Source organism: Actinomadura sp. DC4, assembly GCF_030406325.1.
GTDB lineage: Bacteria > Actinomycetota > Actinomycetes > Streptosporangiales > Streptosporangiaceae > Actinoallomurus.
Genome location: NZ_JAUEQY010000020.1, coordinates 84,648 through 105,469, shown reverse-complemented (window position 1 = coordinate 105,469; position 20,822 = coordinate 84,648). Strand labels below are relative to the sequence as shown.

General features: G+C 71.7%; 20 protein-coding genes and 1 riboswitch. Of the genes, 10 read left to right on the top strand and 10 right to left on the bottom strand.

What is annotated here, in order from left to right:
• Window positions 1-24: 24 nt before the first annotated feature.
• From QWU11_RS29675 to QWU11_RS29665, 3 genes are all read right to left on the bottom strand, one after another.
• Window positions 25-2,124 carry a beta-ketoacyl synthase N-terminal-like domain-containing protein gene (locus QWU11_RS29675; protein ID WP_290117751.1) on the bottom strand — a complete coding sequence of 700 codons (2,100 nt, stop codon included), beginning with the start codon at window positions 2,122-2,124 and terminating at the stop codon, window positions 25-27.
• Window positions 2,125-2,223: 99 nt separating this feature from the next.
• On the bottom strand, window positions 2,224-3,018 hold the full coding sequence (locus QWU11_RS29670) for an alpha/beta fold hydrolase (protein ID WP_290117750.1): 795 nt from the start codon (window positions 3,016-3,018) through the stop codon (window positions 2,224-2,226).
• Window positions 2,994-3,254: a phosphopantetheine-binding protein gene (locus tag QWU11_RS29665; RefSeq protein ID WP_290117749.1), complete on the bottom strand. Its 261-nt coding sequence runs from the start codon at window positions 3,252-3,254 to the stop codon at window positions 2,994-2,996. Before QWU11_RS29665 ends, QWU11_RS29670 begins: the two co-directional genes overlap by 25 nt.
• A 193-nt stretch (window positions 3,255-3,447) precedes the next feature.
• Between QWU11_RS29665 and QWU11_RS29660 the strand changes: the two genes are divergently transcribed.
• Both QWU11_RS29660 and QWU11_RS29655 read left to right on the top strand, forming a co-directional pair.
• Window positions 3,448-4,791 (top strand): salicylate synthase, encoded by a 1,344-nt coding sequence (locus tag QWU11_RS29660; protein ID WP_290117748.1) that lies wholly within the window; start codon window positions 3,448-3,450, stop codon window positions 4,789-4,791.
• A gap of 45 nt (window positions 4,792-4,836) precedes the next feature.
• The gene (locus QWU11_RS29655; protein ID WP_290117747.1) at window positions 4,837-6,456 is read left to right on the top strand and encodes an AMP-binding protein; all 1,620 of its coding nucleotides are present in this window, start codon (window positions 4,837-4,839) and stop codon (window positions 6,454-6,456) included.
• Here QWU11_RS29655 and QWU11_RS29650 read toward each other — a convergent pair.
• Window positions 6,453-7,361 (bottom strand): siderophore-interacting protein, encoded by a 909-nt coding sequence (locus tag QWU11_RS29650; protein WP_290117746.1) that lies wholly within the window; start codon window positions 7,359-7,361, stop codon window positions 6,453-6,455. The genes QWU11_RS29655 and QWU11_RS29650 overlap by 4 nt on opposite strands.
• A gap of 170 nt (window positions 7,362-7,531) precedes the next feature.
• On the opposite strand from QWU11_RS29650, the gene QWU11_RS29645 reads away from it, so the two are divergent.
• Together QWU11_RS29645 and QWU11_RS29640 are read left to right on the top strand one after the other, a co-directional pair.
• Window positions 7,532-8,221, top strand: a complete 690-nt coding sequence (locus QWU11_RS29645; RefSeq protein WP_290117745.1) for a TetR/AcrR family transcriptional regulator — start codon at window positions 7,532-7,534, stop codon at window positions 8,219-8,221.
• 9 nt (window positions 8,222-8,230) lie between these two features.
• Window positions 8,231-8,524, top strand: coding sequence for an AraC family transcriptional regulator (locus QWU11_RS29640; RefSeq protein WP_290117814.1), 294 nt, complete (start codon window positions 8,231-8,233; stop codon window positions 8,522-8,524).
• A 219-nt stretch (window positions 8,525-8,743) separates the two neighbouring features.
• Here QWU11_RS29640 and QWU11_RS29635 read toward each other — a convergent pair whose 3' ends face one another.
• Both QWU11_RS29635 and QWU11_RS29630 read right to left on the bottom strand, forming a co-directional pair.
• On the bottom strand, window positions 8,744-9,742 hold the full coding sequence (locus QWU11_RS29635; RefSeq protein WP_290117744.1) for a ribonucleotide-diphosphate reductase subunit beta: 999 nt from the start codon (window positions 9,740-9,742) through the stop codon (window positions 8,744-8,746).
• 64 nt (window positions 9,743-9,806) lie between these two features.
• Window positions 9,807-12,044 carry a ribonucleoside-diphosphate reductase subunit alpha gene (locus tag QWU11_RS29630; protein WP_290117743.1) on the bottom strand — a complete coding sequence of 746 codons (2,238 nt, stop codon included), beginning with the start codon at window positions 12,042-12,044 and terminating at the stop codon, window positions 9,807-9,809.
• Window positions 12,045-12,143: 99 nt separating this feature from the next.
• Window positions 12,144-12,360, bottom strand: a riboswitch (cobalamin riboswitch).
• Between the two features lie 156 nt (window positions 12,361-12,516).
• Here QWU11_RS29630 and QWU11_RS29625 point away from each other — a divergent pair.
• Window positions 12,517-13,266: an isocitrate lyase/phosphoenolpyruvate mutase family protein gene (locus QWU11_RS29625; RefSeq protein ID WP_290117742.1), complete on the top strand. Its 750-nt coding sequence runs from the start codon at window positions 12,517-12,519 to the stop codon at window positions 13,264-13,266.
• A 214-nt stretch (window positions 13,267-13,480) separates the two neighbouring features.
• Here the strand turns inward: QWU11_RS29625 and QWU11_RS29620 are convergent, their stop codons facing one another.
• The 3 genes from QWU11_RS29620 to QWU11_RS29610 all read right to left on the bottom strand — a co-directional run bounded on the left by QWU11_RS29620 (window position 13,481) and on the right by QWU11_RS29610 (window position 15,178).
• On the bottom strand, window positions 13,481-14,143 hold the full coding sequence (locus tag QWU11_RS29620; protein ID WP_290117741.1) for a Crp/Fnr family transcriptional regulator: 663 nt from the start codon (window positions 14,141-14,143) through the stop codon (window positions 13,481-13,483).
• Window positions 14,144-14,192: 49 nt separating this feature from the next.
• Window positions 14,193-14,633 carry a hypothetical protein gene (locus QWU11_RS29615; RefSeq protein ID WP_290117740.1) on the bottom strand — a complete coding sequence of 147 codons (441 nt, stop codon included), beginning with the start codon at window positions 14,631-14,633 and terminating at the stop codon, window positions 14,193-14,195.
• A 92-nt stretch (window positions 14,634-14,725) separates the two neighbouring features.
• Complete coding sequence (locus tag QWU11_RS29610) at window positions 14,726-15,178, bottom strand: hypothetical protein (RefSeq protein ID WP_290117739.1); 453 nt, start codon at window positions 15,176-15,178, stop codon at window positions 14,726-14,728.
• 205 nt (window positions 15,179-15,383) lie between these two features.
• On the opposite strand from QWU11_RS29610, the gene QWU11_RS29605 reads away from it, so the two are divergent.
• The 5 genes from QWU11_RS29605 (at window position 15,384) to QWU11_RS29590 (ending at window position 18,264) form a co-directional block, all read left to right on the top strand.
• Window positions 15,384-15,917 carry an NUDIX hydrolase gene (locus QWU11_RS29605; protein WP_290117738.1) on the top strand — a complete coding sequence of 178 codons (534 nt, stop codon included), beginning with the start codon at window positions 15,384-15,386 and terminating at the stop codon, window positions 15,915-15,917.
• On the top strand, window positions 15,914-16,144 hold the full coding sequence (locus QWU11_RS29600; protein ID WP_290117737.1) for a hypothetical protein: 231 nt from the start codon (window positions 15,914-15,916) through the stop codon (window positions 16,142-16,144). Before QWU11_RS29605 ends, QWU11_RS29600 begins: the two co-directional genes overlap by 4 nt.
• A 43-nt stretch (window positions 16,145-16,187) precedes the next feature.
• A complete protein-coding gene (locus QWU11_RS47480) occupies window positions 16,188-16,421 on the top strand; it encodes a GNAT family N-acetyltransferase (RefSeq protein WP_354670916.1) in 234 nt (77 codons plus the stop codon).
• A gap of 139 nt (window positions 16,422-16,560) precedes the next feature.
• Window positions 16,561-17,532: a GNAT family N-acetyltransferase gene (locus QWU11_RS29595; protein ID WP_290117736.1), complete on the top strand. Its 972-nt coding sequence runs from the start codon at window positions 16,561-16,563 to the stop codon at window positions 17,530-17,532.
• Window positions 17,533-17,613: 81 nt separating this feature from the next.
• Window positions 17,614-18,264, top strand: coding sequence for a lysophospholipid acyltransferase family protein (locus QWU11_RS29590; RefSeq protein ID WP_290117735.1), 651 nt, complete (start codon window positions 17,614-17,616; stop codon window positions 18,262-18,264).
• Here the strand turns inward: QWU11_RS29590 and QWU11_RS29585 are convergent.
• Complete coding sequence (locus tag QWU11_RS29585) at window positions 18,261-20,672, bottom strand: SpoIIE family protein phosphatase (protein WP_290117734.1); 2,412 nt, start codon at window positions 20,670-20,672, stop codon at window positions 18,261-18,263. The two genes, QWU11_RS29590 and QWU11_RS29585, sit on opposite strands and share 4 nt — an antisense overlap.
• Window positions 20,673-20,822 lie beyond the last annotated feature (150 nt).

Below are 20,822 nucleotides of genomic sequence, written 5' to 3'. Positions count from 1 at the left end.
CTCCGGCTTGCGGTTGAAGGGGGGTCAGCCGAGCTCGGCCGCGAGGGCGGCGGCCTCCTCGTCGGAAAGGGCGCCGAGCTTGTCGTAGAGCCGCCGCGCGACGCGGTCGGCCTGCCCGGCCACGGTCGGCGGGTCGCCGAGCAGGTCGGTGAGGTCGAGGGCGATGGGCAGGGTCGCGCGCAGGTGGGCGATGACCCGCGCGGCCAGCAGGGAGTTCCCGCCGAGGTCGAAGAAGCCGTCGTGCAGGCCGATGCCCTCGATGCCGAGGACCTCGCCCCAGATCCGTGCGGTGAGCACCTCCAGGCCGTCGGCCGGGGGCTCGTACGGGACGTCGAGCTCGGGCCTCGGGTGCGCCGCGGCGCCGGACTGCGGGGAGGCGGGTAGGGTCGCGGCGGAGGGCGGCTCGACCCAGTGGCGCCGCCGCTCGAACGGGTAGGCGGGGAGCGGCACCCGCCGTACGTCCTCGCGCGGCGCGGGCCAGGGCGCGTCGTCACCGTCGAGCCAACGCCGCGCCGGAAGCGGACCCTCCGCGGACGCCGCCGTGACGACCCGCCAGCCCTCGCCCTCCGTGCCCGGCGCGGAGCCGGCGACGGACCGCAGGGCGCGTACGGCGGCGGGAATGTCGCGGGCCAGGACGGCCGCGCGGTGCGCGAACGGCGTACGGCCGGCGCGCAGCGTGTGCGCGACGTCCGCGAGCGGCAGGCCGGGCCGTGCCTCCAGGTGGTCCGCGAGGCGGCCGGCCGAGGCGCTCAGCGCCGCCGCGCTGCGGGCCGAGAGCGGGAGCACGTCCCATTCGCCGCGCTCGCCGCCGGTCCGCCGCGCGAGGACCGGCGGCTCTTCCAGGACCACGTGGGCGTTCGTGCCGCCCATGCCGAAGGTGTGCACCGTGGCGCGGCGCGGGCGGTCGCCGCGCTTCCACTCGCTCGGCTCGGTGTTCAGGCGGAAGGGCGTCGCGGCGAAGTCGATGGCGGGGTTCGGCTCGGTGCAGTTGATCGTCGGCGGCAGTTCCTCGTGCTCGAACGCCAGCAGCACCTTGGCCAGGCCGACCGCACCGGCCGCCGCCCACGTGTCGCCGACGTTGGGCTTGGCGGTGCCGATCCGGCACTCGCCGGCCGGCGCGCCGGCGTACCCCTCGGCGAGCGCGGTGATCTCCAGGGCGTCGCCCATGCGCGTGCCGGTCCCGTGGGCCTCGACATAGTCGACGTCCTCCGGCGCGACCCGCGCGACGGCGAGCGCCTCGGTCACCGCGTCGACCTGGGGTTCCACGGCCGGCGCGGTGAACCCGGCCTTGCGCCCGCCGTCGTTGTTGATCGCCGTGCCGCGGATCAGCCCGAGGATGGGGTCGCCCGCCTCGACCGCGTCGGACAGCCGGCGCAGCGCCAGGACGACGACGCCGTCTCCGGGTGTCGTGCCGCCGGCGCGGGCGTCGAACGCGCGGCAGTGGCCGTCCGGGGAGTTCACGCCGCCCTCGCGGTAGACGTAGCCGCCGCGCTGCGGGAAGTAGATCGTGGCGCCGCCGGCGAGCGCGACGTCGGACTCTCCGCCGAGCAGGCTCTGCACCGCGAGGTGCACGGCGACCAGCGACGTCGAGCAGCCGGCCTGCACGTTGACGCTGGGCCCGGTCAGGTCGAGCTGGTAGGAGACCCGCGCGGCGAGGAAGTCGCCGCTGTTGCCCAGGAGGTTCTGCAGCGCGCCGCCGCCCCGCGGGTGCAGGTGGTGCAGGAAGTAGGTGTCCGGGCCGACGCCCGCGTAGACGCTGACGGCCAGGTCGGCGTCGGCGCGCGGGTCGTGCCCGGCCGTCTCCAGCGCCTCCCACGCGCACTCCAGGAACACCCGGTGCTGCGGGTCGATCGTGGCGGCCTCGCCGGGGCTGTAGCCGAAGAACGCGGCGTCGAACAGCTCCGGGTCCTCCAGCACCGGCCGGGTCCGTACGAGGCCCGGGTCGTCGAGGGGGGCGCCCGCGGTGAGCAGGTCGGCGTCGGAGAAGGTGCTGACCGATTCCACCCCGGCCCGCAGGTTGTTCCAGAACGCCTCCGGCGTCGCCGCTCCCGGCAGCCGGACCGCCATTCCGATGACGGCCACGGTGGGCGGCCCGTCATAGGAGAACGGTAGTTTGTTGGACACTCGTTCCGCCTTTCTTCGGCGAATTTGTGGCAGGCGAAAGAGAACGCTGCGCTCACTGACGGTTGACGAGGTGTTTCGCGCGACTTCGCGGCGCCGTTTTCAGGTGCCGAAAGAGGAGTCCCATCGCAGATGGCCGAGTATCGCGGCGACGAGTTTCGGCGCCTGCTCCAGCAGATAGAAGTGATCGCCGGGAAAGTCGGCCCGCGCGAATCCGCCCGAGGTGGCCGCGCCCCAGCCGTCGACCTCCGCGGGCGCCACCGTCGCGTCCGCCTCGGCGGCGATGGCGACGATGCCGGTCCGCAGCCGCGGTCCCGGCGCGGGCCGGTACGTCTCGATCAGCCGGTAGTCGTTGCGGATGATGGGCAGGAGGTAGTCCCGCATCTCCGGGTTGTCGAGCAGGAGCGACGGGGTCCCGCCGGTGGTCCGCAGGACCGCGGCGAACCCCTCGTCGCCGAGCTCGTGCGCGCGGCTCTCCCGCCGGCCCCCGGGCGCCTGCCGGGCCGAGAGGAACAGCAGGTCCGGCCGGCGCGACCCGGCGGCCTCCAGCCGCCTGACCACCTCATACGCCACCGAGGCGCCCATGCTGTGGCCGAAGAACGCCGTGGGCCGGTCCACCAGGGGCGCCACCGCCTCGGCCGTACGGTCGGCGAGCGTGCCCATGTCGCCCACGAGCGGCTCGCCGGCGCGGGTCTCCCGCCCCGGGTACTGGACGACCCTGACGTCCACGTCGGGCGGGAAGCCGTCGGCGAACGGCCGGTAGAAGCTCGCGCCGCCGCCGGCGTGCGGGAAGCAGACGAGCCGGCGCGCCTCGCCGGAACCGGCACGGACGGACCGGACCCAGTCCGCCGCGTCGCCGTTCGCGGCCACCGTCAGGCCCCCGAGGTGAGGCGCCACCAGCCGGCGACGGTCGGCTGCTCGACCATGTGCGCGAACCTCAGGCGCACGCCGTACCGGCGCAGCCGCGCGGACATGGCCATCATCTTCACCGAGTCAAGACCGAGTGTGACGAGGTTCGCGTCGTCCTCGATTTCACCGGATGTGACGTCGAGCACCTGGGCTATTTCACCCCGGAGAACCTCGATGTCGAACGAAATATCTCCGGAATCGGCTTGGGCGGGTATCGGTCTCACCGAACCTCCGTCGAAGGGCGGGACGAACAGCGAACAACAGTCTCCGTCTCGGTGCTGATTACCTGAGCCGGAATGAATATGGACACATTGCCGGATCCTAGCTAGGCTTCATCAAGTTAGGCAAGGCTAACCTTACTTCGATCGCATCACCCCCCTCCCCCTCGTGCGCCGACGACGCCCAAGGACGGTTTCCGTGACGACCGACGTCCCCGCCGTAACGCTCCCCCGAGCCGACGCACCCCGCCATCTCCGCACCCGGGCGGCCGGCACGTACGACCCCGCCGCGCTCGCGGTCCGGCTCGCCCGCTCCGGCCTGTTCGACCAGTACGTCGTCTACGAGCAGGCGGGCCGCTGGTGGTTCGCCGGCGGCGTCCTCGGCTCGGTGACGGTCGGCCCGTCCGTGGTGCGGACGACCTGGAACGGGCTCGGGCGGGACGCCGCGCGTACCGGGGAGCACCCCGTACGCGAGCTGGGCCGCGCCATGCGCGACACGCCCCTGCCGGGCTGGCACGCGTACGGCTGGGTGGCGTTCGAGAGCGCGCTCGCGAACCACGAGTACGACGGCCCGCTCGCCCAGCTCTTCGTCCCGCTCCTGGAGGCGGAGATCGACACGGGCGTCCTCGACGTACGGGCCACCGACGCGGGCCTGATCGAGCGGGTGCTCGCCCTCGCGGCCACCGCCCGCGGGCCCGTGGAGGTGAGCACGCGGCCGCTGGACGTCGAGGCCGGCGACCGCACGCCGTACCTGGACGCGGTGGCCGCGGCCGTCGAGCGGATCCAGGCCGGGGAGCTGGAGAAGGTGATCCTGTCCCGCCGCGTGGAGGTGCCCTTCCCCCTCGACTTCCCCGGCACGTACCTCGCCGGGCGCCGGGCCAACACGCCCGCCCGCTCGTTCCTCCTCGACCTGCCGGGCCTGCGCGCCGCCGGGTTCAGCCCCGAGACGGTCGCCGAGGTGTCGGCCGATGGCTGGGTCACCTCGCAGCCGCTGGCGGGCACGCGCGCGCGGCGGCGCGATCCCCACGCCGACGGGCGCAACCGCGCCGAGCTGCTCACGGACCCGAAAGAGGTCTACGAACACGCCATCTCGGTCAAGCTCGCCGACACCGAGCTGCGCGGCCTGTGCGCGCCGGGGACCGTCACGGTCGGCGAGTTCATGGCGCTGAAGGAACGCGGCAGCGTGCACCACCTCGGGTCCCGCGTACGCGGACGGCTGCGCGCCGACCGGACCATGTGGGACGCGCTGGCCGTCCTCTTCCCGGCGGTGACCGCCTCCGGCATCCCCAAGCAGGCGGCGTACGACGTCATCACGGCCGGCGAGCCGGGCCCACGCGGCCTGTACTCCGGCGCCGTGCTGCGCGCGACCGGCGACGGCGACCTGGACGCGGCGCTCGTGCTGCGCACCGTCTACACCCAGGGCGGACGCACGTGGCTGCGGGCGGGCGCGGGCATCGTCGGGGCCTCCTCGCCCGAGCGGGAGTACCGCGAGACCTGCGAGAAGCTCACCAGCGTCGCGCCGTACCTCGTCCCCGGCCGCTGAGCCGCCCGTCCCCGCCCCCGCCCCCGCATCGAGGAGGACCCTTCCATGCTGCCCGGATGCACCCCCTGGCCGGCCGAGGAGGCCGGGCGGTACCGCCGCGCCGGCCACTGGCGCGGCGAACCGCTCGGCGAGGCGCTCCGCCGCTCCGCCGGAGACCGCGGCACGAGCGTCGCGCTGGTCGACGACACGGAGCGGCTGACGTACGCCGGGCTCGACGCGCGCGTCGACCGGTTCGCCCGCGGCCTGCTCGAACTCGGGCTGGCACCGGGCGACCGCGTGGTCGTGCACCTGCCCAACGTCACGGAGTTCGTCGTGGCGACGTACGCGCTGCTGCGGACCGGCGTGCTGCCCGTGTACGCGCTGCCCTCGCACCGGGAACAGGAGATCGCGTACCTGTGCGAGTTCACCGAGGCCGCCGCGTACCTCATCCCCGACCGGCATCTCGGCTTCGACCACCGGGAGCTGGCGCGGACCGTCGCCGCGCGGCCGGGCGTGAAGCTGCGCCACGTGCTCTGCGCCGGCGACGCCCGGGAGTTCGTCGCGTTCGCCGACGTCGAGGCGCTGGGCGAGCGGGACCGGCCGCTTCCCTCCGTGGCCGCCGGCGACGTCGCCCTGTTCCTGCTCTCCGGCGGCACCACGGGGCGGCCGAAGCTCATCCCGCGCACCCACGACGACTACGCCTACAACGTGCGGGCCAGCGCCGACGTGTGCGGGTTCGACTCTCGTACGGTCTATCTGGCCGCGCTTCCCGCCGCGCACAACTTCGCGCTCGCCTGCCCGGGGGTGCTCGGCACGCTCGCCGCCGGCGGGACCGTCGTGCTCGCCTCCGATCCCAGCCCCGCCGAGACGCTCCCGCTCATCGCGGAGGAGGGCGTCACCGCGACCGCGCTCGTGCCCTCTCTCGTACGGCTGTGGCTGGAGGCGGTGTCCTGGCTGCCCGAGGACCTGTCCAGCCTCCGGCTGCTCCAGGTCGGCGGTGCGCGGCTCGACCCGCGCACCGCCGCCCGCGTGCGCCCCGAGCTCGGCTGCGCGTTGCAGCAGGTGTTCGGCATGGCGGAGGGACTGTTGAACTACACCCGGCTCGACGATCCCGAGGACCTCGTGCTGGGCACCCAGGGCCGGCCCCTGTCGCCGGATGATGAGATCCGCGTCGTGGACGAGGACGGCCGCGACGTGCCGGCCGGCGCCACCGGTCAGCTGCTCACCCGCGGGCCGTACACCCTGCGCGGGTACTACCGCGCGCCCGAACACAACGCCCGCGCCTTCGTCGAGGGCTGGTACCGCACCGGGGACCTCGTCCGCGTGCTGGACAGCGGCCATCTCGTGGTGGAGGGACGGGTCACCGACGTCGTCAACCGCGCCGGGGACAAGATCCCAGTGGAGGAGGTCGAGGAGCACCTGGCCGCGCACCCGGCGATCCGGGAGGTGGCCGTCACCGGCGAGCCCGACGCCGTCCTGGGTGAGCGGACCCGCGCGTACGTCGTCGCGGCGCCCGGAGCCGAGCGGCCGGACCTGGCGGGGCTCGGGGAGTATCTGCGCGGACTGGGCCTCGCCGCGTACAAGGTCCCGGATCGGCTGTGCTTCATCCAGTCACTCCCCCTGACGGCGATCGGCAAGGTGGACCGGAAGGCGCTGAGCCGCGCGCCTTCCGGCTCAGCGCCCTAAGCGAGGTCCGCCTGGAGGGTGACGGCCGGGTCGTCCGGGTCCGCTCCTTCCGCGAGCGCGGTCTGGAAGGCGGTCATCACTTCCTGGTCGCGCTCGTCGCTGGTCCGTCCGGCCTTCCAGTACGCCGCCGCCTTGAGCGACGGGCGCGCCAGGCCGCGTTCGTCCAGCAGGTGGCGGCGTACGGCACGGACGACCCCGGCCTCGGCGCCCACCCACGCCTGCGCCCCGTCGAAGGGGCGGTTCAGCCCGCGTACGGCCTTCTCCAGCAGCCCGCTGTCCGTCGGCTCGGCGCCGTCGCGGGTCAGCCAGACGATCTCGGCGTCGCGTGGTGCCGCGAGGTCCAGCACGTCGCCCTGGTCCTCGACCTCGATGAAGGCGATCACCCGGGTGTCCTCGGCGAAGGACTCCAGGATCGTCGCGATCGCCGGCAGCGCGCTGTCGTCGCCGACCAGCAGGTGCCAGCCGGCCTCGGGTGCGGCGAAGAACTCGTGGCGGGGCCCGGCGAGGCCGACCTCGTCCCCGGGTTCCACGGCCGCCGCCCAGGCCGGGCCCGGCCCCGATCCGTGCATGAGGACGTCGATGTCCAGCTCACGCGTCTCCGGGTCGAAGCGGCGGACGGTGTATGCGCGCGGGATCGGCGGCACCGCGCCCTCCGCGAAGGAGGGCATCCCGTCGGGGCCGATCGTCGGCAGGTCCGGGCGCCTGCGGCCGGGCGGCGGGAGCATGAACTTCCACGCGTCGGCGGGCAGGCCGTAGTCGCAGCCGTCCAGGTCATCGCTCGCGATCGTGACGCGCCGCAGGCGCGGCGTGAGGACGACGTTCCGCACCACCTGCGCGGTGCGGAATCGTACCTGAGGCCGCGACTGGCGGGTCCGCCTGCGCAGTTCCTCCTGGATCGAGGGCATGAGCACTCCCGTTGATTGGAATAGGGGGAAGGTCGGCGGGGCGGCTGGGGTGGCCGGCCCAGGCAGAACTAAGGTATGCCTAACCAACCTTATTAGCAACATACTGTCGCTAACCGTCCCCCCACGTCGGCGGCGCGATGGGGACCGGCCGGGTGCGGGAGAATGGCGGCATGAACCGGGCCGCTGGATCGAACCGCCCAACCCCCGGCCGACCGCGGACCCCTCGCCTCGGCCGCCCTCCGCTGGTCGACCGGCAGTCGATCGTGCGCGCGGCGATCGGCGTCGGCTTCGGCGCCATCACCATGACGGCCGTCGCCGAGCACCTCGGCATCAAGCACTCGACGCTCTACCGCTACTTCGCCAACCGCGACGAGCTCATCACCGCCGCGGTGGACCTCGCCGTGGCCGAGGCGTCGTGGCCCGAGCCCGAGGGCGACTGGCGGAACGTCCTGAACGAGCACACGTGGGCGACGTTCCGGCTCCTCGACGCGAACCCCGGCCTCGCGACGCAGATCGGCTCGCTGCGCATCGACTCCGCCGCCTACGGCGCGGTGAGCCACCGCGCCGTGACCGCCCTGCTCGACCTGGGCTTCGGCGCCGAGGAGGCGATCCTCGCCCACGACCTCGTGCACGAGCAGGTCCTCATGTTCTTCACGGCCGGTCAGCGCCAGGGCGACGCGGTCGGCGACATCGAGCGGACGGCCGAGCTACGGCGCGCGATGCTCGAAGACGCACTGCCGGACGTGGACCCGCGCCTGCGGGACGCGCTGACCCACGTCGTCCAGGGCCCGCCCGCCGACTGGTTCGCGCGCAAGCTCGCGGTGATCCTCGACGGCATCGCCGCGTTCGCCCCCTCGTAGTGTCACGGGCTGACCGCGAGACGAGGAAGGCCGCGAACAGCGTCAGGTGCACGCCCGGAGTTCGGCCGCACGGTCGGCGCCTCCGAGCGGACGCTGAGCCGCCTGTTCCGTGAGCAGACCGGGATGACGTTCCCGCAGTGGCGCGGCCAGCTACGGCTGCACCACTCCTTGACGCTGCTCGCGACCGGCATGTCGGTCACGCGCACGGCCGCCGAGTGCGGATACGGCGGATCGAGCGCCTTCATCGAGGCGTTCCGTCACGCCTTCGGCACCACGCCAAGCCGGTTTTACCGCTCCCCCTGAGAAAGAACACCCGCCCTGCTCGTGGCGGTTCCGGCGCTGGCCGGCGCGGACGGCGCGAACCAGGCCACCCAGAATCACTGCACGAACAGTTTCGTCGGTAGCGGATACCCACCCGGGTCCGGATACGCATTCGGGTGCGGAGGCGGGTTCGGATACCACCGCTCGGCGGCATTCTGTGGCAGGTGGGCCCCGGGCTTCACGCTCGGGGCCCTCTCCCTCTCAGAAGGCCTCGTCGAGGCTGACCTTTCCCTCGACCGCGACCTGATAGGCCGAGACGCGGCGTTCGAAGAAGTTGGACAGCTCCTGGACGTCCTGGAGTTCCATGAACGCGAACGGGTTCGCGGTGCCGTACCTCATGGGCAGTCCGAGGCGCGCGAGGCGCTGGTCGGCGACGTTCTCCAGGTAGGCGCGCATGTCGGTGGCGGTCATGCCGGGCAGGCCGTCGCCGCACAGGTCGCGGGCGAAGGCGAGTTCGGCCGCGACGGCCTCCTCCAGCATCGCGAAGACCTGCCGGGTGAGCTCGTCGTCGAACAGGCCCGGCTCCTCGGCGCGTACGGTGTCCACGACGCTGAAGGCGAACTCCATGTGCATCGACTCGTCGCGGAAGACCCAGTTGGTGCCGCTCGCGAGGCCGTTGAGCAGGCCGCGAGAGCGCAGCCAGTAGACGTACGCGAACGCGCCGTAGAAGAACAGGCCCTCGATGCAGGCGGCGAAGCAGATCAGGTTGAGCAGGAACGCCCGCCGGTCGGCCCTCGTACGCAGCTCGGTCAGGTCGCCGAGAGAGTCGATCCAGCGGAAACAGAACTCCGCCTTGTCTCGGATGGAGGGGATGTTCTCCACTGCGGCGAACGCCTTGACCCGCTCGTCGTGGTCGGGGAGATAGGTGTCGAGCAGGGTCAGGTAGAACTGCACGTGGACGGCTTCCTCGTACAGCTGCCGGGACAGGTACAGCCGCGCCTCGGGCGCGTTGAGGTGGGTGTACAGATTCAGCACCAGGTTGTTGGCCACGATCGTGTCGCCGGTGGCGAAGAAGGCGACCAGGCGGTTGACCAGGTGCACCTCCTCGGGCGTGAGGCGGGCCAGGTCGGCGAGGTCGGAGTGCAGGTCGACCTCCTCCACCGTCCAGGTGTTGCGGATCGCGGCGCGGAACCGGTCGTAGAAGTCCGGATAGCGCATCGGCCGCAGCGTCAGATCCATCCCCGGGTCGAGCAGACTCATGAGCCCTCCTTCGTCGGGGAGGTGGCCTGGGACACTGTGTTGGCGATTCGCTCGCTCCACTCACTCATTGACACGCCTCGCAGGTCTCGGGGTTCTCCAGGGAGCACGCCACGGCCTCGGCGGCCGGCGCGACGGTGGTCTGGGTGATCCGGGTGGCCGGGCGCGAACGCAGGTAGTAGGTCGTCTTGAGGCCTGAGCGCCACGCGTAGGCGTACATCGAGGACAGCTTCCCGATGGTCGGGTCGGCCATGAACAGGTTCAGCGACTGGGACTGGTCGATGTACGGGGTCCGCGCCGCGGCCAGGTCGATCAGCGCCTTCTGCGGCAGTTCCCACGCCGTACGGTAGAGCGCGCGCAGGTCGGCGGGGAGCTCGCCGACCTCCTGCACCGAGCCGTCGGCGCGTTTGATCGCATCCCGTACGCGTGGCGTCCACAGCCCGCGCTCTTTCAGATCGGCGACGAGGTAGGTGTTGATCTGCAGGAACTCCCCCGACAGCGTCTCGCGCTTGAAGACGTTGGACACCTGCGGCTCGATGCACTCGAAGCAGCCGGCGATCGAGGCGATGGTCGCGGTCGGCGCGATCGCGACCAGCAGGGAGTTACGCAGCCCGACCTTGGCGATCCGGGTGCGCAGCGCCTCCCACTCGTCGCGGTGGCGCGGCTCGGCGTCCGGCCAGTGGTCCGGGTGCAGGACGCCGCGGGCCGTACGGGTCTGATCGTAGGCCGGGTGCGTGCCGTACGCGGCGGCGAGCGAGGCCGACTCCCCGTACGCCGCCAGCGCGATCTCCTCGGCGATGCGCGTGGACAGCTCCAGGGCCTCGGGCGAGTCGAACGACAGCCGCAGCTTGAAGAAGACGTCGGCCAGGCCCATCACGCCCAGGCCGACCGGCCGCCAGCGCCGGTTCGCCTTGGCCGCCTCCGGCGTGGGGTAGAAACCGCGATCGATCGTACGGTCCAGGAACCGCACCGCCGTACGGGCCGTCGCGCGCAACGCCGTCCAGTCGAGGTCGCCACCGGTCACGTGCGCGGCAAGGTTGATCGAACCGAGGTTGCACACCGCGGTCTCGGCGTCCTCGGTGACCTCCAGGATCTCGGTGCACAGGTTCGACAGGTGCACCATGTTCCCGGGCTCGGCGGTCTGGTTGCAGGCGCGGTTGGCGGCGTCCTTGAACGTCATCCAGCCGTTGCCGGTCTGGGCCAGCGTGCGCATCATCGCGCCGTACAGCTGCCGCGCCGGGATCTGCCGTACGAACCGCCCGTCGGCCTCGGCCCGGCGGTAGGCGGCGTCGAACTCCTCGCCCCACAGGTCGGCCAGCTCGGGCACCTGCTTGGGGTCGAACAGCGACCAGGTGGCGTCGGTCTCGACGCGGCGCATGAACTCATCCGGTACCCAGTTGGCCAGGTTGAGGTTGTGCGTACGCCGCGCGTCCTCGCCGGTGTTGTCGCGCAGTTCGAGGAACTCCTCGACGTCGGCGTGCCAGGGTTCGAGGTAGACGCAGGCCGCGCCCTTGCGCCGTCCGCCCTGGTTGACCGCCGCGACGCTCGCGTCCAGCGTGCGCAGCCACGGCACGATGCCGTTGGAGTGCCCGTTCGTGCCCTTGATCAGCGACCCCCGGCTGCGTACGCGGGTCCAGGAGATCCCGATGCCGCCCGCGTACTTGCTGAGCCGTGCGACCTGACCGTACCGCTCGTAGATCGCCTCCAGCTCGTCGCGCGGCGAGTCCAGCAGGAAGCAGGAGGACAGCTGCGGGCGGGCGGCGCCGGAGTTGAACAAGGTCGGTGAGCTGGGCAGGTACGCGAGCCGGGACATCAGGCCGTACAGCTCGGCGGCCTCGGCGACCGTCTCGGCCAGCCCGCACGCGACGCGCAGGAAGAAGTACTGCGGACGTTCGAGCGCGCGGCGCGTCGCCGGGTGCCGCAGCAGGTAGCGGTCAAGGACCGTACGCAGCCCGAAGTAGGTGAACCGGTCGTCGGCGTCGTGGTCGACCAGGGCGTTCAGCGCGTCGGCGTTACGGGCGACGAACGCGGCGGTCTCCTCGTTGAGCAGCCCTTGCGCGTACGCCTCCGCGACGGCCTCGGCGAACGTCGCCGGCCCGGCCTCTTCCGCGATCAGTCGGGCCAGCAGCCGCGCCGCGACCGTGGAGTAGGCGGGTTCGGCGACCACCAGCGCCGCGGCCTGCCGTACGGCCTCGGGCAGGTCGCCGGCCAGCCGTCCCGGATCTACGTCCGGCAACCCGGCGCAGGCCCGCTCGACCTCGGTCTCGGCGCTGCTCGTGGGTGGCGCGATGAGCTGTTGTGTCACGTGCTCTCTCCCTCGGGAGCTTCGCCTGCACGGGAAAGCGCACGGAGAACACGGAGCCCCCGCCGCCGGCCCTCCCGCGAGGCCTGGACGACCGCACGCTCACGCGCACGGGTCGCTGGCAGGTCTTCGGACTCGCGGGCACCACGCCTAGCCGGGCGTGTCCTACTGGCCGTCGCTTCCCAGACCCGGAGGCCCAGTGCCGTTGACGGCGGTCGTTCCTGCTCACCGCTGCGGGGCAGTCCCGGACTCACACCGGGTTCCCTCTTACGACACCTGCCACACGAGGCGCAGGTGCACCAGCAACATCGAGAACCATACATGTAGTAGCCGCTGAGGTTCACCACTACTAGATGTTGGGCACGCCGGAGCTTGGCCAAGACGGAGGACACTGAAAGTTCCGATAGCCGGTCCGACCACTTCGCGGCGGGCCCGGTGTCCTTCCGTACGAGACGGAATCAAAGGAGAACGTTCGATGACGGATCTGAAGACGCAGGCCGAGAGGTTTCGCGCGCTCCATGGCGTGGAGATGCTCGTGCTGCCGAACGTGTGGGACGCGGCCAGTGCGGCGGTCGTGGCCGAAGCGGGGTTTCCCGCGGTCGCGACCGCCAGTGCCGCCATCTCGGCGATGCTCGGCCACCCCGACGGTGAGGGCGCGCCGTGGCAGGAGATGTTCGCCGCCGCCGGGCGGGTCGCGCGGGCGGTGGCGGTCCCGGTAACGGTGGACGCCGAGGCGGGGTACGGCATGCGGCCGCGTGAACTCGTGGACCGGTTGCTGGACATCGGCGCGGTCGGCTGCAACCTGGAGGACACCGACCACCGCGCGGGCGGCCTGGCCGAGGCCGGCGCGCACGCCCAGTGGCTCGCGGAGGTCCGCTCCGCCGCGGACGACGCCGGGGTCCCGATCGTCGTCAACGCCCGCATCGACGCCTTCCTGCCCGCCGGCGGGATCGCGGAGCCGGACCGGATCGCCGAGACGGTCAGACGCGGCCGGCTCTACCGCGACGCCGGCGCCGACTGCCTCTACCCGATCGGCGTACGCCGCAGGGGCGACCTCGCCACCCTCCTCGCCGAACTCCCCGGCCCGGTCAACGGCAACACCGGTGAGGAGCTGAGCCTGTCCACCCTCCGCGAACTCGGCGTGGCACGCGTGTCCTACGGCCCCCGCTTCTACCGCGCGGCCATCGCCGGCCTGAAGACCGCCGTCCAGGAACTGCTGCCCTGACCCCGCGCGGCCTCGCCGCCACGTCGACCGGATCACGCACCACGGCCACGAGGCGGGCTCCCGTCGCTGAATCGTTCCGGATCCGGGCTGCCGGAGGCGACCCACGCCTCCGGCGGCACATCCGCCCGCAGCGTACGGCCGTGGGCGTCGGCGACCTCCCCGGCCGCCTCGCGCACCTGCTCATGACGACCGCCTGCGCCGCCGACGCGACTTCTTACTCCGCGGCCAGCTCGCGCAGCCGCGCCGTGTCCTGGATGACGATGCGGCCTCGGCGCGTCACCACGATGCCTTCCGCCCGGAGACGCCCGAGCTCGGCGGCGACGCTCGCCCGCGAGAGGCGGACCGCCTGGCCGAACTCCCGCTGGTCGAGTCCGATGTCGAGGTGACCGTCCGCCCGGGACCCATCGGAGGTCGACGCCGGGACGGCCAGCCAGAGCAACCCTCGCGCCACACGCGCCCCCGCGGGGGCGCCCGCGAGCTGCGCGTAGAACCGCTCGGTCTGGCGCAGCCGCTGGAAGGCGTGGCGCAGGAGCTCCTGGGCCAGGCCCAGCTCCTGGACGAGAGCGAGGAACCGCTCCGCGTGAATCACCTGGGTACGGCACTCGTCGATGGCCGTGACCGTCGCGGATCGCTCGGCCTGGCCGAGCAGTCCCATCTCGCCCAGCAGCTCGCCGGGTCCGCGTACGGCCAGGACCAGCGATCGTCCGTCGGGTTCGACGCGGCTCACCTTGACACGGCCCGACAGGAGGCCCAGGACGCGGTCGGCCCGGCCGCCTTCGAAGAGCAACGTCGCTCCCGGCTCGAACGTCTTCGGTGTACCGGCCGCGATGATGCGCGCCCAGACCTGCGGCGACACGATCGACGCGAGGCCGTCCATCCGACCATGATCACCCAAGGTCATCATCCGTCCCAACGTCGGGGTCATCTCACAGAAGCGTCGCGAGCTGGGCACCGACCATCAAGGCCAGGGCGCACATCAGGAGGCTCGCGGCGACCCGCAGCATCCGGTATTTGGCCACGACGATCCGCGAGAGCGCGGCCAGCTCGCTGCGCCGCCACGCGCGGAGTCCCGCCGGGGCGCCGACCGGGTCTCCTTCGAGCCTGCGGGCCCATGCCGGCCCCAGCCGCGGGCGGACCACGAACAGCAGTTGCAGCATCGCCACACCCGCGATCAGCAGGCCCGCCGCCAGCAGGCCACCGGTCAGCGGCCCCCGCTGCGGCTCCTCCGCCGCGACCAACGCGAATCCGGCGCCGGCCAGGGTCAGGAGCGTCCCCGACTTGTTGTCCACGCGGAATAGCTCGCCGCGAATGGCCGCCAGCTCTTCGACGAGCTGTTCGTCATCCGGTTCGACAGGTGATTCGTGCATGGTTTCCTCCGCCCTGTTGACGAACATGTTCCGGGGAGCGGGCCACACGAACGCCGGATGGAAGACACAACACCTGTGACGCCGGTCACCCGTCACGTCATGGCGAACCCGACGACGGTCTGGACGACGACGACCACCAGGGCGAGGGCGGCGAGGTAGGCCATCAGGCGCTGGTTCGGCTCGACGGACCCGTGTTCACCGGAGGGCGCGGGCGCCCTTCTGTGTGCGGGTGACCCGCCGCCGTCGCCGTACGTCGGCCGCAGGCGGGCGAACGGGTTTCCGGTCAGCCGCCACAGGGCCTCCGTCTTGATCTGCTGGTGACCTGGGACGGCCCTGCAGGCGTACAGGCGGCCACGGGCGTCCTTGTGGCACGCTCTGCCCTCCCCGGCGGTGACGCTGCAGACGGTCGGGCAGAAGCACAGCTCGTACATGGACCACGTGAGGACCGTCAGGGCCCACATCCGCCACGTGCCGGCGTACAGGGCGAGCGCGCCCACTGCGGCGATGCCGGTCCACCACACCCACCTTCGGGTTCGTTTTGCCATCGCCAGGACTCCCCGGGTCATGGTCGGGAACTCCAGGCAAGGAAACTCCTCAACGGACCGGGATGCGGCTCCATGGCCGGATGAGGCGAAAGTAGGCCGGATGTGACATATGAGACAGGGTCGTAGGCCTGGGCCGTGTATGCGGCGACGAAGGCGGCGATGGCCCCGTACGGTCTGCGGAGAAACCTACTAAGGGAGTCGCCGGATGGAATGGCTGATCCACGGAACACGGCCGATCTACGAGAGCTCGTGGCTGAGCCTCGAACTGGTCGACGTCGAGCTACCGGACGGCAGGCGGTTCGAGCAGCATGTCGTACGGATGGCGCGGCCCGTGGCGGCCGTCGTGGTCGTGGACGACCGTGACCGGGTGCTGCTGATGTGGCGGCACCGGCACGTCACCGACACCTGGGGCTGGGAGATCCCGGCCGGCCGGATCGAGGAGGGCGAGTCGCCCGCCGAGGCCGCGGTCCGCGAGACCGAGGAGGAGACCGGGTGGCGGCCGGGCCCGCTGCGGCCGATCCTCGTCTCACAGCCCTCCAGCGGCTCGGTCGACTCGCGTCACCACCTCTTCCGCGCCGACGGGGCCGAGCACGTCGGGCCGCCGACCGACATCACCGAGGCGGATCGGATCGAGTGGATCCCCCTCGACCAGGTCCGAACGCTCATCGCCGAGGGAAAGATCGTGAGCGGGGCGACGCTGATCGGCCTGCTCCACACGCTCTCCTGTCCCGGACGATGATCCGTGGCGTACGGCCCGGCGACGGCGAGGGCTGCGCGCGGGCCTGGCCGGACGCCGGCCGTCACTACGCCGCGACCGACCCTGAGGTGGTCCGGATACCCGACGCCGACGGGCTCGCCGAGTGGTTCGAGGAGGCCGTCCGCGAGCCGTGTACGGCCGACACCCGGTGGCTCGTCGCCGAGGAGGACGGGGTGCCGGCCGGGATGATCGAGGCGCGGATCGTATGACGCGCACCGGCAGCTCCAGCGCGACCTCGGCCGTACGCGGCTCGTGGTGAACCTCCTCACGGTGACGGAGGGTTACCGGCACCGGGGTGTGGGCACAGCCCTGATGGAGGCAGCCGAAGAGTGGGGGCGGTCACAGGGAGCGGTCGTCGCGGTCACGGACACCGATCTGGTTAGTCCGCTGTCGGTCCCGTTCCATGTCGAACGAATGGGATATCGCCGACAGGCGGTCTTGCGGAAGGTGCTCGCGACCGAGCGGTCCCTGCCCGACGAATCGTGATCGAATACGACTGAAGTCTGGTTCATATTCGGACAAACCCACAGGTTCGCCGCTGGGCGGCTGCCTCGAATGACAGACGTGTCACCGCCGTGGCGCGTACGGTCCATAGGAAGGCGAGCCAACCATTCGAGGAGCCTCCTTGGACAGGGTTCAAAGACTGCACGAAGTCTCGGATAGCGACGTCGCCGCATGGCGCGACGTACTCGCCGCCTCGATGGCCCACGATCTTCCCGGCGAGCCGGCGCCGACGCTCGACCACGTGCACGGCGACCTGTCGACGGTGGGCCTGGAGAGCCATCACCGTCTGTGGGTGGCCAAGCGGGGCGACGAGGTGACCGGGGTCGCGCGGCTCCGGTTGTTCGACGGCACCGGGCGCTCCCATCTCGGCCAGTTCTGCCTCGATGTCCATCCGGACCACCGGCGGCGGGGCGTGGGGACGCTCCTGCTGGAGACGATCGCCGAGGCGGCGCGGGAGGAAAAGCGGCGCAGCATCGTCGTCGAGGCGTCCTCCGACACCCCCGGCATGGCGTTCCTGGAGGCCCGGGGCTTCACGTGCGTCCTCTCCCTCAGCCTGCTGCTGCTCAACGTGCACGACGCCGGCGACCCCACGGAGATCGTCCACGCCGAGCATCCGGACTACCGCCTGACCCGCTGGCTGGGCGTCGTCCCCAGCGAGTTCGCGCAGACGTTCGCGACCGCCAAGTCGGCCATGGGCGACATGCCGACCGGCGACATGGACTACGGCACGACCACCTGGGACACCGACCGCGTACGGGACATGGCCGAGGTCGTCGAGAAGCGCGGCGACACCCTCCTGACCGTCGCGGCGCTGCACCGCGACGAGATCGCCGGCTTCACCGAGCTGGTCATCCCGGTCGGGGACGGCACCCGGGCGATCCAGTACGACACCGCGGTGGTCCCCGGCCACCGGGGCAACGGGCTGGGCCTGTGGGTCAAGGCGGCGATGCTCGACTGGCTGCGCGCCGAATGGCCGGCCGTCGGGGAGATCGAGACCGACAACGCCGAGGACAACGAGCACATGCTCGCGGTCAACGAGCGGCTCGGGTTCCGGCCGTTGCGTAAGACTCGGCAGTACCAGTACGAGCTCTAGACGAAACCAACGACGACCTCTCCAGCTCTCAAGGTCTAAGGTTACGGAGAGTTCAGGGAGGCACAGTTGCTGTACGCATTCATGTACAGAGTCGTCCGCCCGCTGCTCCGGATCGTGTTCCGGCCGGTGGTGGCGGGTTTGGAGAACGTACCGGCCGACGGTCCGGTCATCCTCGCCAGCAATCATCTGTCGTTCGTGGACAGCGTGCTGATCCCGCTCGTCGTACCCCGCCGCGTCACGTTCCTGGCCAAGGCCGAATACTTCGAGGGCCACGGCCTGGCCAGCGTGCTGGGCGCGTTCCTCAGCGCGATGGGCCACATCCCGGTGCCGCGTACGGAACAGCGCGCCGCGGTCGCCGCGCTGGACGTCGCGCTGCAGACCCTCGACGAGGGCAACGCCTTCGCGATCTACCCCGAGGGCACCCGCTCGGAGGACGGCCGGTTGTACCGCGGGCACACGGGTGTGGGCTGGCTGGCGCTCAACGCCAACGTCAACATCGTCCCGGTGGCGGTCCGCGACACCCAGCGGATCATGCCGGTCGGCGCCCGGCTGCCGCGCATCGTCCGCCCCGGAGTGACGTTCGGCAAGCCGATCGACTACAAGTCCTTCGCCGACATGCCCCCGGCGAGAGGCCGGCGGGCCCTGGTGGACGAGATCATGCGCGAGATCCAGGCCCTTTCGGGCCAGGAGTTCACCGGCACCTACAACGAACGCTCAAAAGTCATGCCCTAGAGAGTTTGCTCGAACCAGACGACCTTGCCGGTCGGGGTGCGCTGGGCGCCCCAGCGTTCGGCGAGGGCGGTGACGAGCTGGAGGCCCCGGCCGTTCTCGGCGTTCAGGTCCGTGCCGCGCAGGTTGGGCAGGTCGTACCCGTCGTCGCGGACCTCGCACAGCAGCGACGCCGTCCGGATCAGCCGGAGGCCGATGTCGCCGGCGCCGTGGCATACGGCGTTGGTGACGAGTTCGCTGACCATGAGCTCGACCGTCTCGGAGAGGCCGGTCAGGCCCCACGTCGCCAGGGTCTCCTTCGCCAGCTCCCGCGCGTAGCGGACGTGGATCGGAAGGGCCTCCAGCGTCCAGCTCACCACGTCGTCCTTCGGGATGCCCTTGAAGCGCACCGCGAGCAGCGCGATGTCGTCGTCGCGCCGGCCGGTCGCGCCGAAGCCCTCGATCAAGGTCTCGCACACCCGCTCCAGCGGCTGTGGTGGGCCGCTGAGGTATTCCCGCAGCTCGGCGAGGCCCACGTCGATCGCCTGGCCGCGCCGCTCCACGAGGCCGTCGGTGCACAGCACGAACTGGCTCTCGTCCTCGACGTCGAACACGGCGGTCTCGAAGGCGACGCCGCCGACGCCGATCGGCGCGCCCGACGGCACGTCCAGAAGCTCGCTGTCGCCGAACGGTGAGACCAGCACCGGCGGCAGGTGGCCCGCGTTGGCGATCTCGCACCGCCGCGCCACCGGGTCGTACACGACGTAGATGCAGGTGGCGATGTAGTCGTCGCCGAGCCTGCGGGCGAGGTCGTCGAGCTGGCGAAGTAACTGGCCCGGCGGCAGGTCCTGGGCGGCGAGGGTGCGTACGGCGGTCCGGAACTGGCCCATGATCGCCGCGGAGGTCAGCCCGTGGCCCATGACGTCGCCCACGACCAGGGCGAGACGGCCGCCCGGCAGCGGGATCGCGTCGAACCAGTCGCCTCCGACGCGTACGGCCTCGTTGGCCGGGACGTAGCGGTAGCAGATCTGCGCCCCGGCGACGACGGGCGGCGCGTCGGGCAGCATGGTCTTCTGCAGCTCGGCTGCGGCCCGGCTCTCGCGGCGGTAGAGCCGGCCGTTGTCGACGTAGAGGGCCGTACGCCGGCACAGCTCCTCGATCATCCTGACGTCGGCCTCGTCGAAGGGCGGACGGTCGGAGCGGCGCAGCAGGGTGAGGTTGCCCAGCCCGGTGCCGCGCGCGATCAGCGGTGAGACGAGCAGTGCCCGGCCCTGCAGGAGGGGCCGCAGGTCGCGGTCGTCGGCGAAGCGGTCCGACACCCGGCGGGCGAACCTCTCGCCGATTCGCGGGACGTTGACGCTCCGGCCCGTCATGAGGCTCTGGGTGAACGGGGTGTTGGCCGGCAGCCGCAGCGTCTCTCCGCGCGGGGCCAGCGTGTCCCACTGGCCGTACGCGTCGTCGTGGCTCACGGCCACGCGTACGGCGGTGGGCGACTCGTCCGGCGTCAGCGGCGGCAGCTCCTCGTCGGAGACGATCGACTTGAGGAGCTGTACGTCGGCGAAGTCGGCGAACCTGGGCACCAGCGCGGTGCACAGCGCGGCGGCGGTCTGCACCGGATCGAGGGTGTCGACGATCCGGGATCCGGCCTCGTTGAGGAAGTCGAGCCGTTCCTTGGCGGCGGAACGGTCGATGGAGCGCACGCGTACGGGCTCGCCCGGCGGCTCCTCGACCTCGCGGATCAGCTGTTCCTTCGGCGGCGGGCCGAGATAGGCCGCGAACGGGAGCCGCGCGGTGACGCTGACGTTGACCGCCGGATAGCCGCGGTCGAGGATCTGCCGGACGATGGGCTCGGCGGCGCCGGGCGGCATGGCCGGGAGCATCTCGGTGAGCCGCCGGTCGAGCATGACCGCGTCGGGCCCTCTCACCGTCAGGAGCGTCGGCTCGACGCGCAGCACCTGCACGCCGCTCTCGGTTGTCAGCGACGTCTGGGACGGCGCGGAGACGACGACCTCGCCCAGGGCCAGGCCGGGACCTCCGTCGCGCAGCCGATGGGCGTCGGCGGCGATCACGAGGATGCGGACGCGGTCCGGGCCCGTCAGCGGATAGACCCACCAGGCGATCTCGTTGGTCTCACTGTCGTCCGCGCGCGGGACGTGGAAGATGCCGGTCCATACGTGCCGGATGCGGGAGCCTCCGGGTTCGAACGCGTCCCGGTGCTCCTGGGGCAGCCGCAGGAGTGTGCGCAGGGGGTGTCCGACGGCGTCCTCGTGGGCTAACCCGAAGATGTCGTTGGCCGTGTTGTTCCAATGGGTGACGTGGCCGAAGTCGTTGATCAGGATCACGGCCATCGGGGCGAGCCCGAGCAGGTGTTCGTCGAGCAGCCGTGGTGAACCGGTGCCTGCCGCTCGCGCGGTGGCGTGTTGACGTTTCACCAACGAAGAACACCTCCCCGGACGAGCGCTGTGCACGGCCCCCCGCACCCGCTGTGAGGGTGACGCTACAGATCGCCGGGCTGATTCGCTGCTGTTTCCGTCAACGATCGCATCAATGGGCGTGAGCGGGCAGAACAGGGCATGCCGCCA

Bases quoted from the DNA above. Each gene is read 5' to 3' on its own strand.
- QWU11_RS29655 (WP_290117747.1), top strand. From the start codon at position 4,837: ATGCTGCCCGGATGCACCCCCTGGCCGGCCGAGGAGGCCGGGCGGTAC.
- QWU11_RS29650 (WP_290117746.1), bottom strand. From the start codon at position 7,361: ATGCCCTCGATCCAGGAGGAACTGCGCAGGCGGACCCGCCAGTCGCGG.
- QWU11_RS29645 (WP_290117745.1), top strand. From the start codon at position 7,532: ATGAACCGGGCCGCTGGATCGAACCGCCCAACCCCCGGCCGACCGCGG.
- QWU11_RS29635 (WP_290117744.1), bottom strand. From the start codon at position 9,742: ATGAGTCTGCTCGACCCGGGGATGGATCTGACGCTGCGGCCGATGCGC.
- QWU11_RS29625 (WP_290117742.1), top strand. From the start codon at position 12,517: ATGACGGATCTGAAGACGCAGGCCGAGAGGTTTCGCGCGCTCCATGGC.
- QWU11_RS29620 (WP_290117741.1), bottom strand. From the start codon at position 14,143: ATGGACGGCCTCGCGTCGATCGTGTCGCCGCAGGTCTGGGCGCGCATC.
- QWU11_RS29615 (WP_290117740.1), bottom strand. From the start codon at position 14,633: ATGCACGAATCACCTGTCGAACCGGATGACGAACAGCTCGTCGAAGAG.
- QWU11_RS29610 (WP_290117739.1), bottom strand. From the start codon at position 15,178: ATGGCAAAACGAACCCGAAGGTGGGTGTGGTGGACCGGCATCGCCGCA.
- QWU11_RS29605 (WP_290117738.1), top strand. From the start codon at position 15,384: ATGGAATGGCTGATCCACGGAACACGGCCGATCTACGAGAGCTCGTGG.
- QWU11_RS29600 (WP_290117737.1), top strand. From the start codon at position 15,914: ATGATCCGTGGCGTACGGCCCGGCGACGGCGAGGGCTGCGCGCGGGCC.
- QWU11_RS29590 (WP_290117735.1), top strand. From the start codon at position 17,614: ATGTACAGAGTCGTCCGCCCGCTGCTCCGGATCGTGTTCCGGCCGGTG.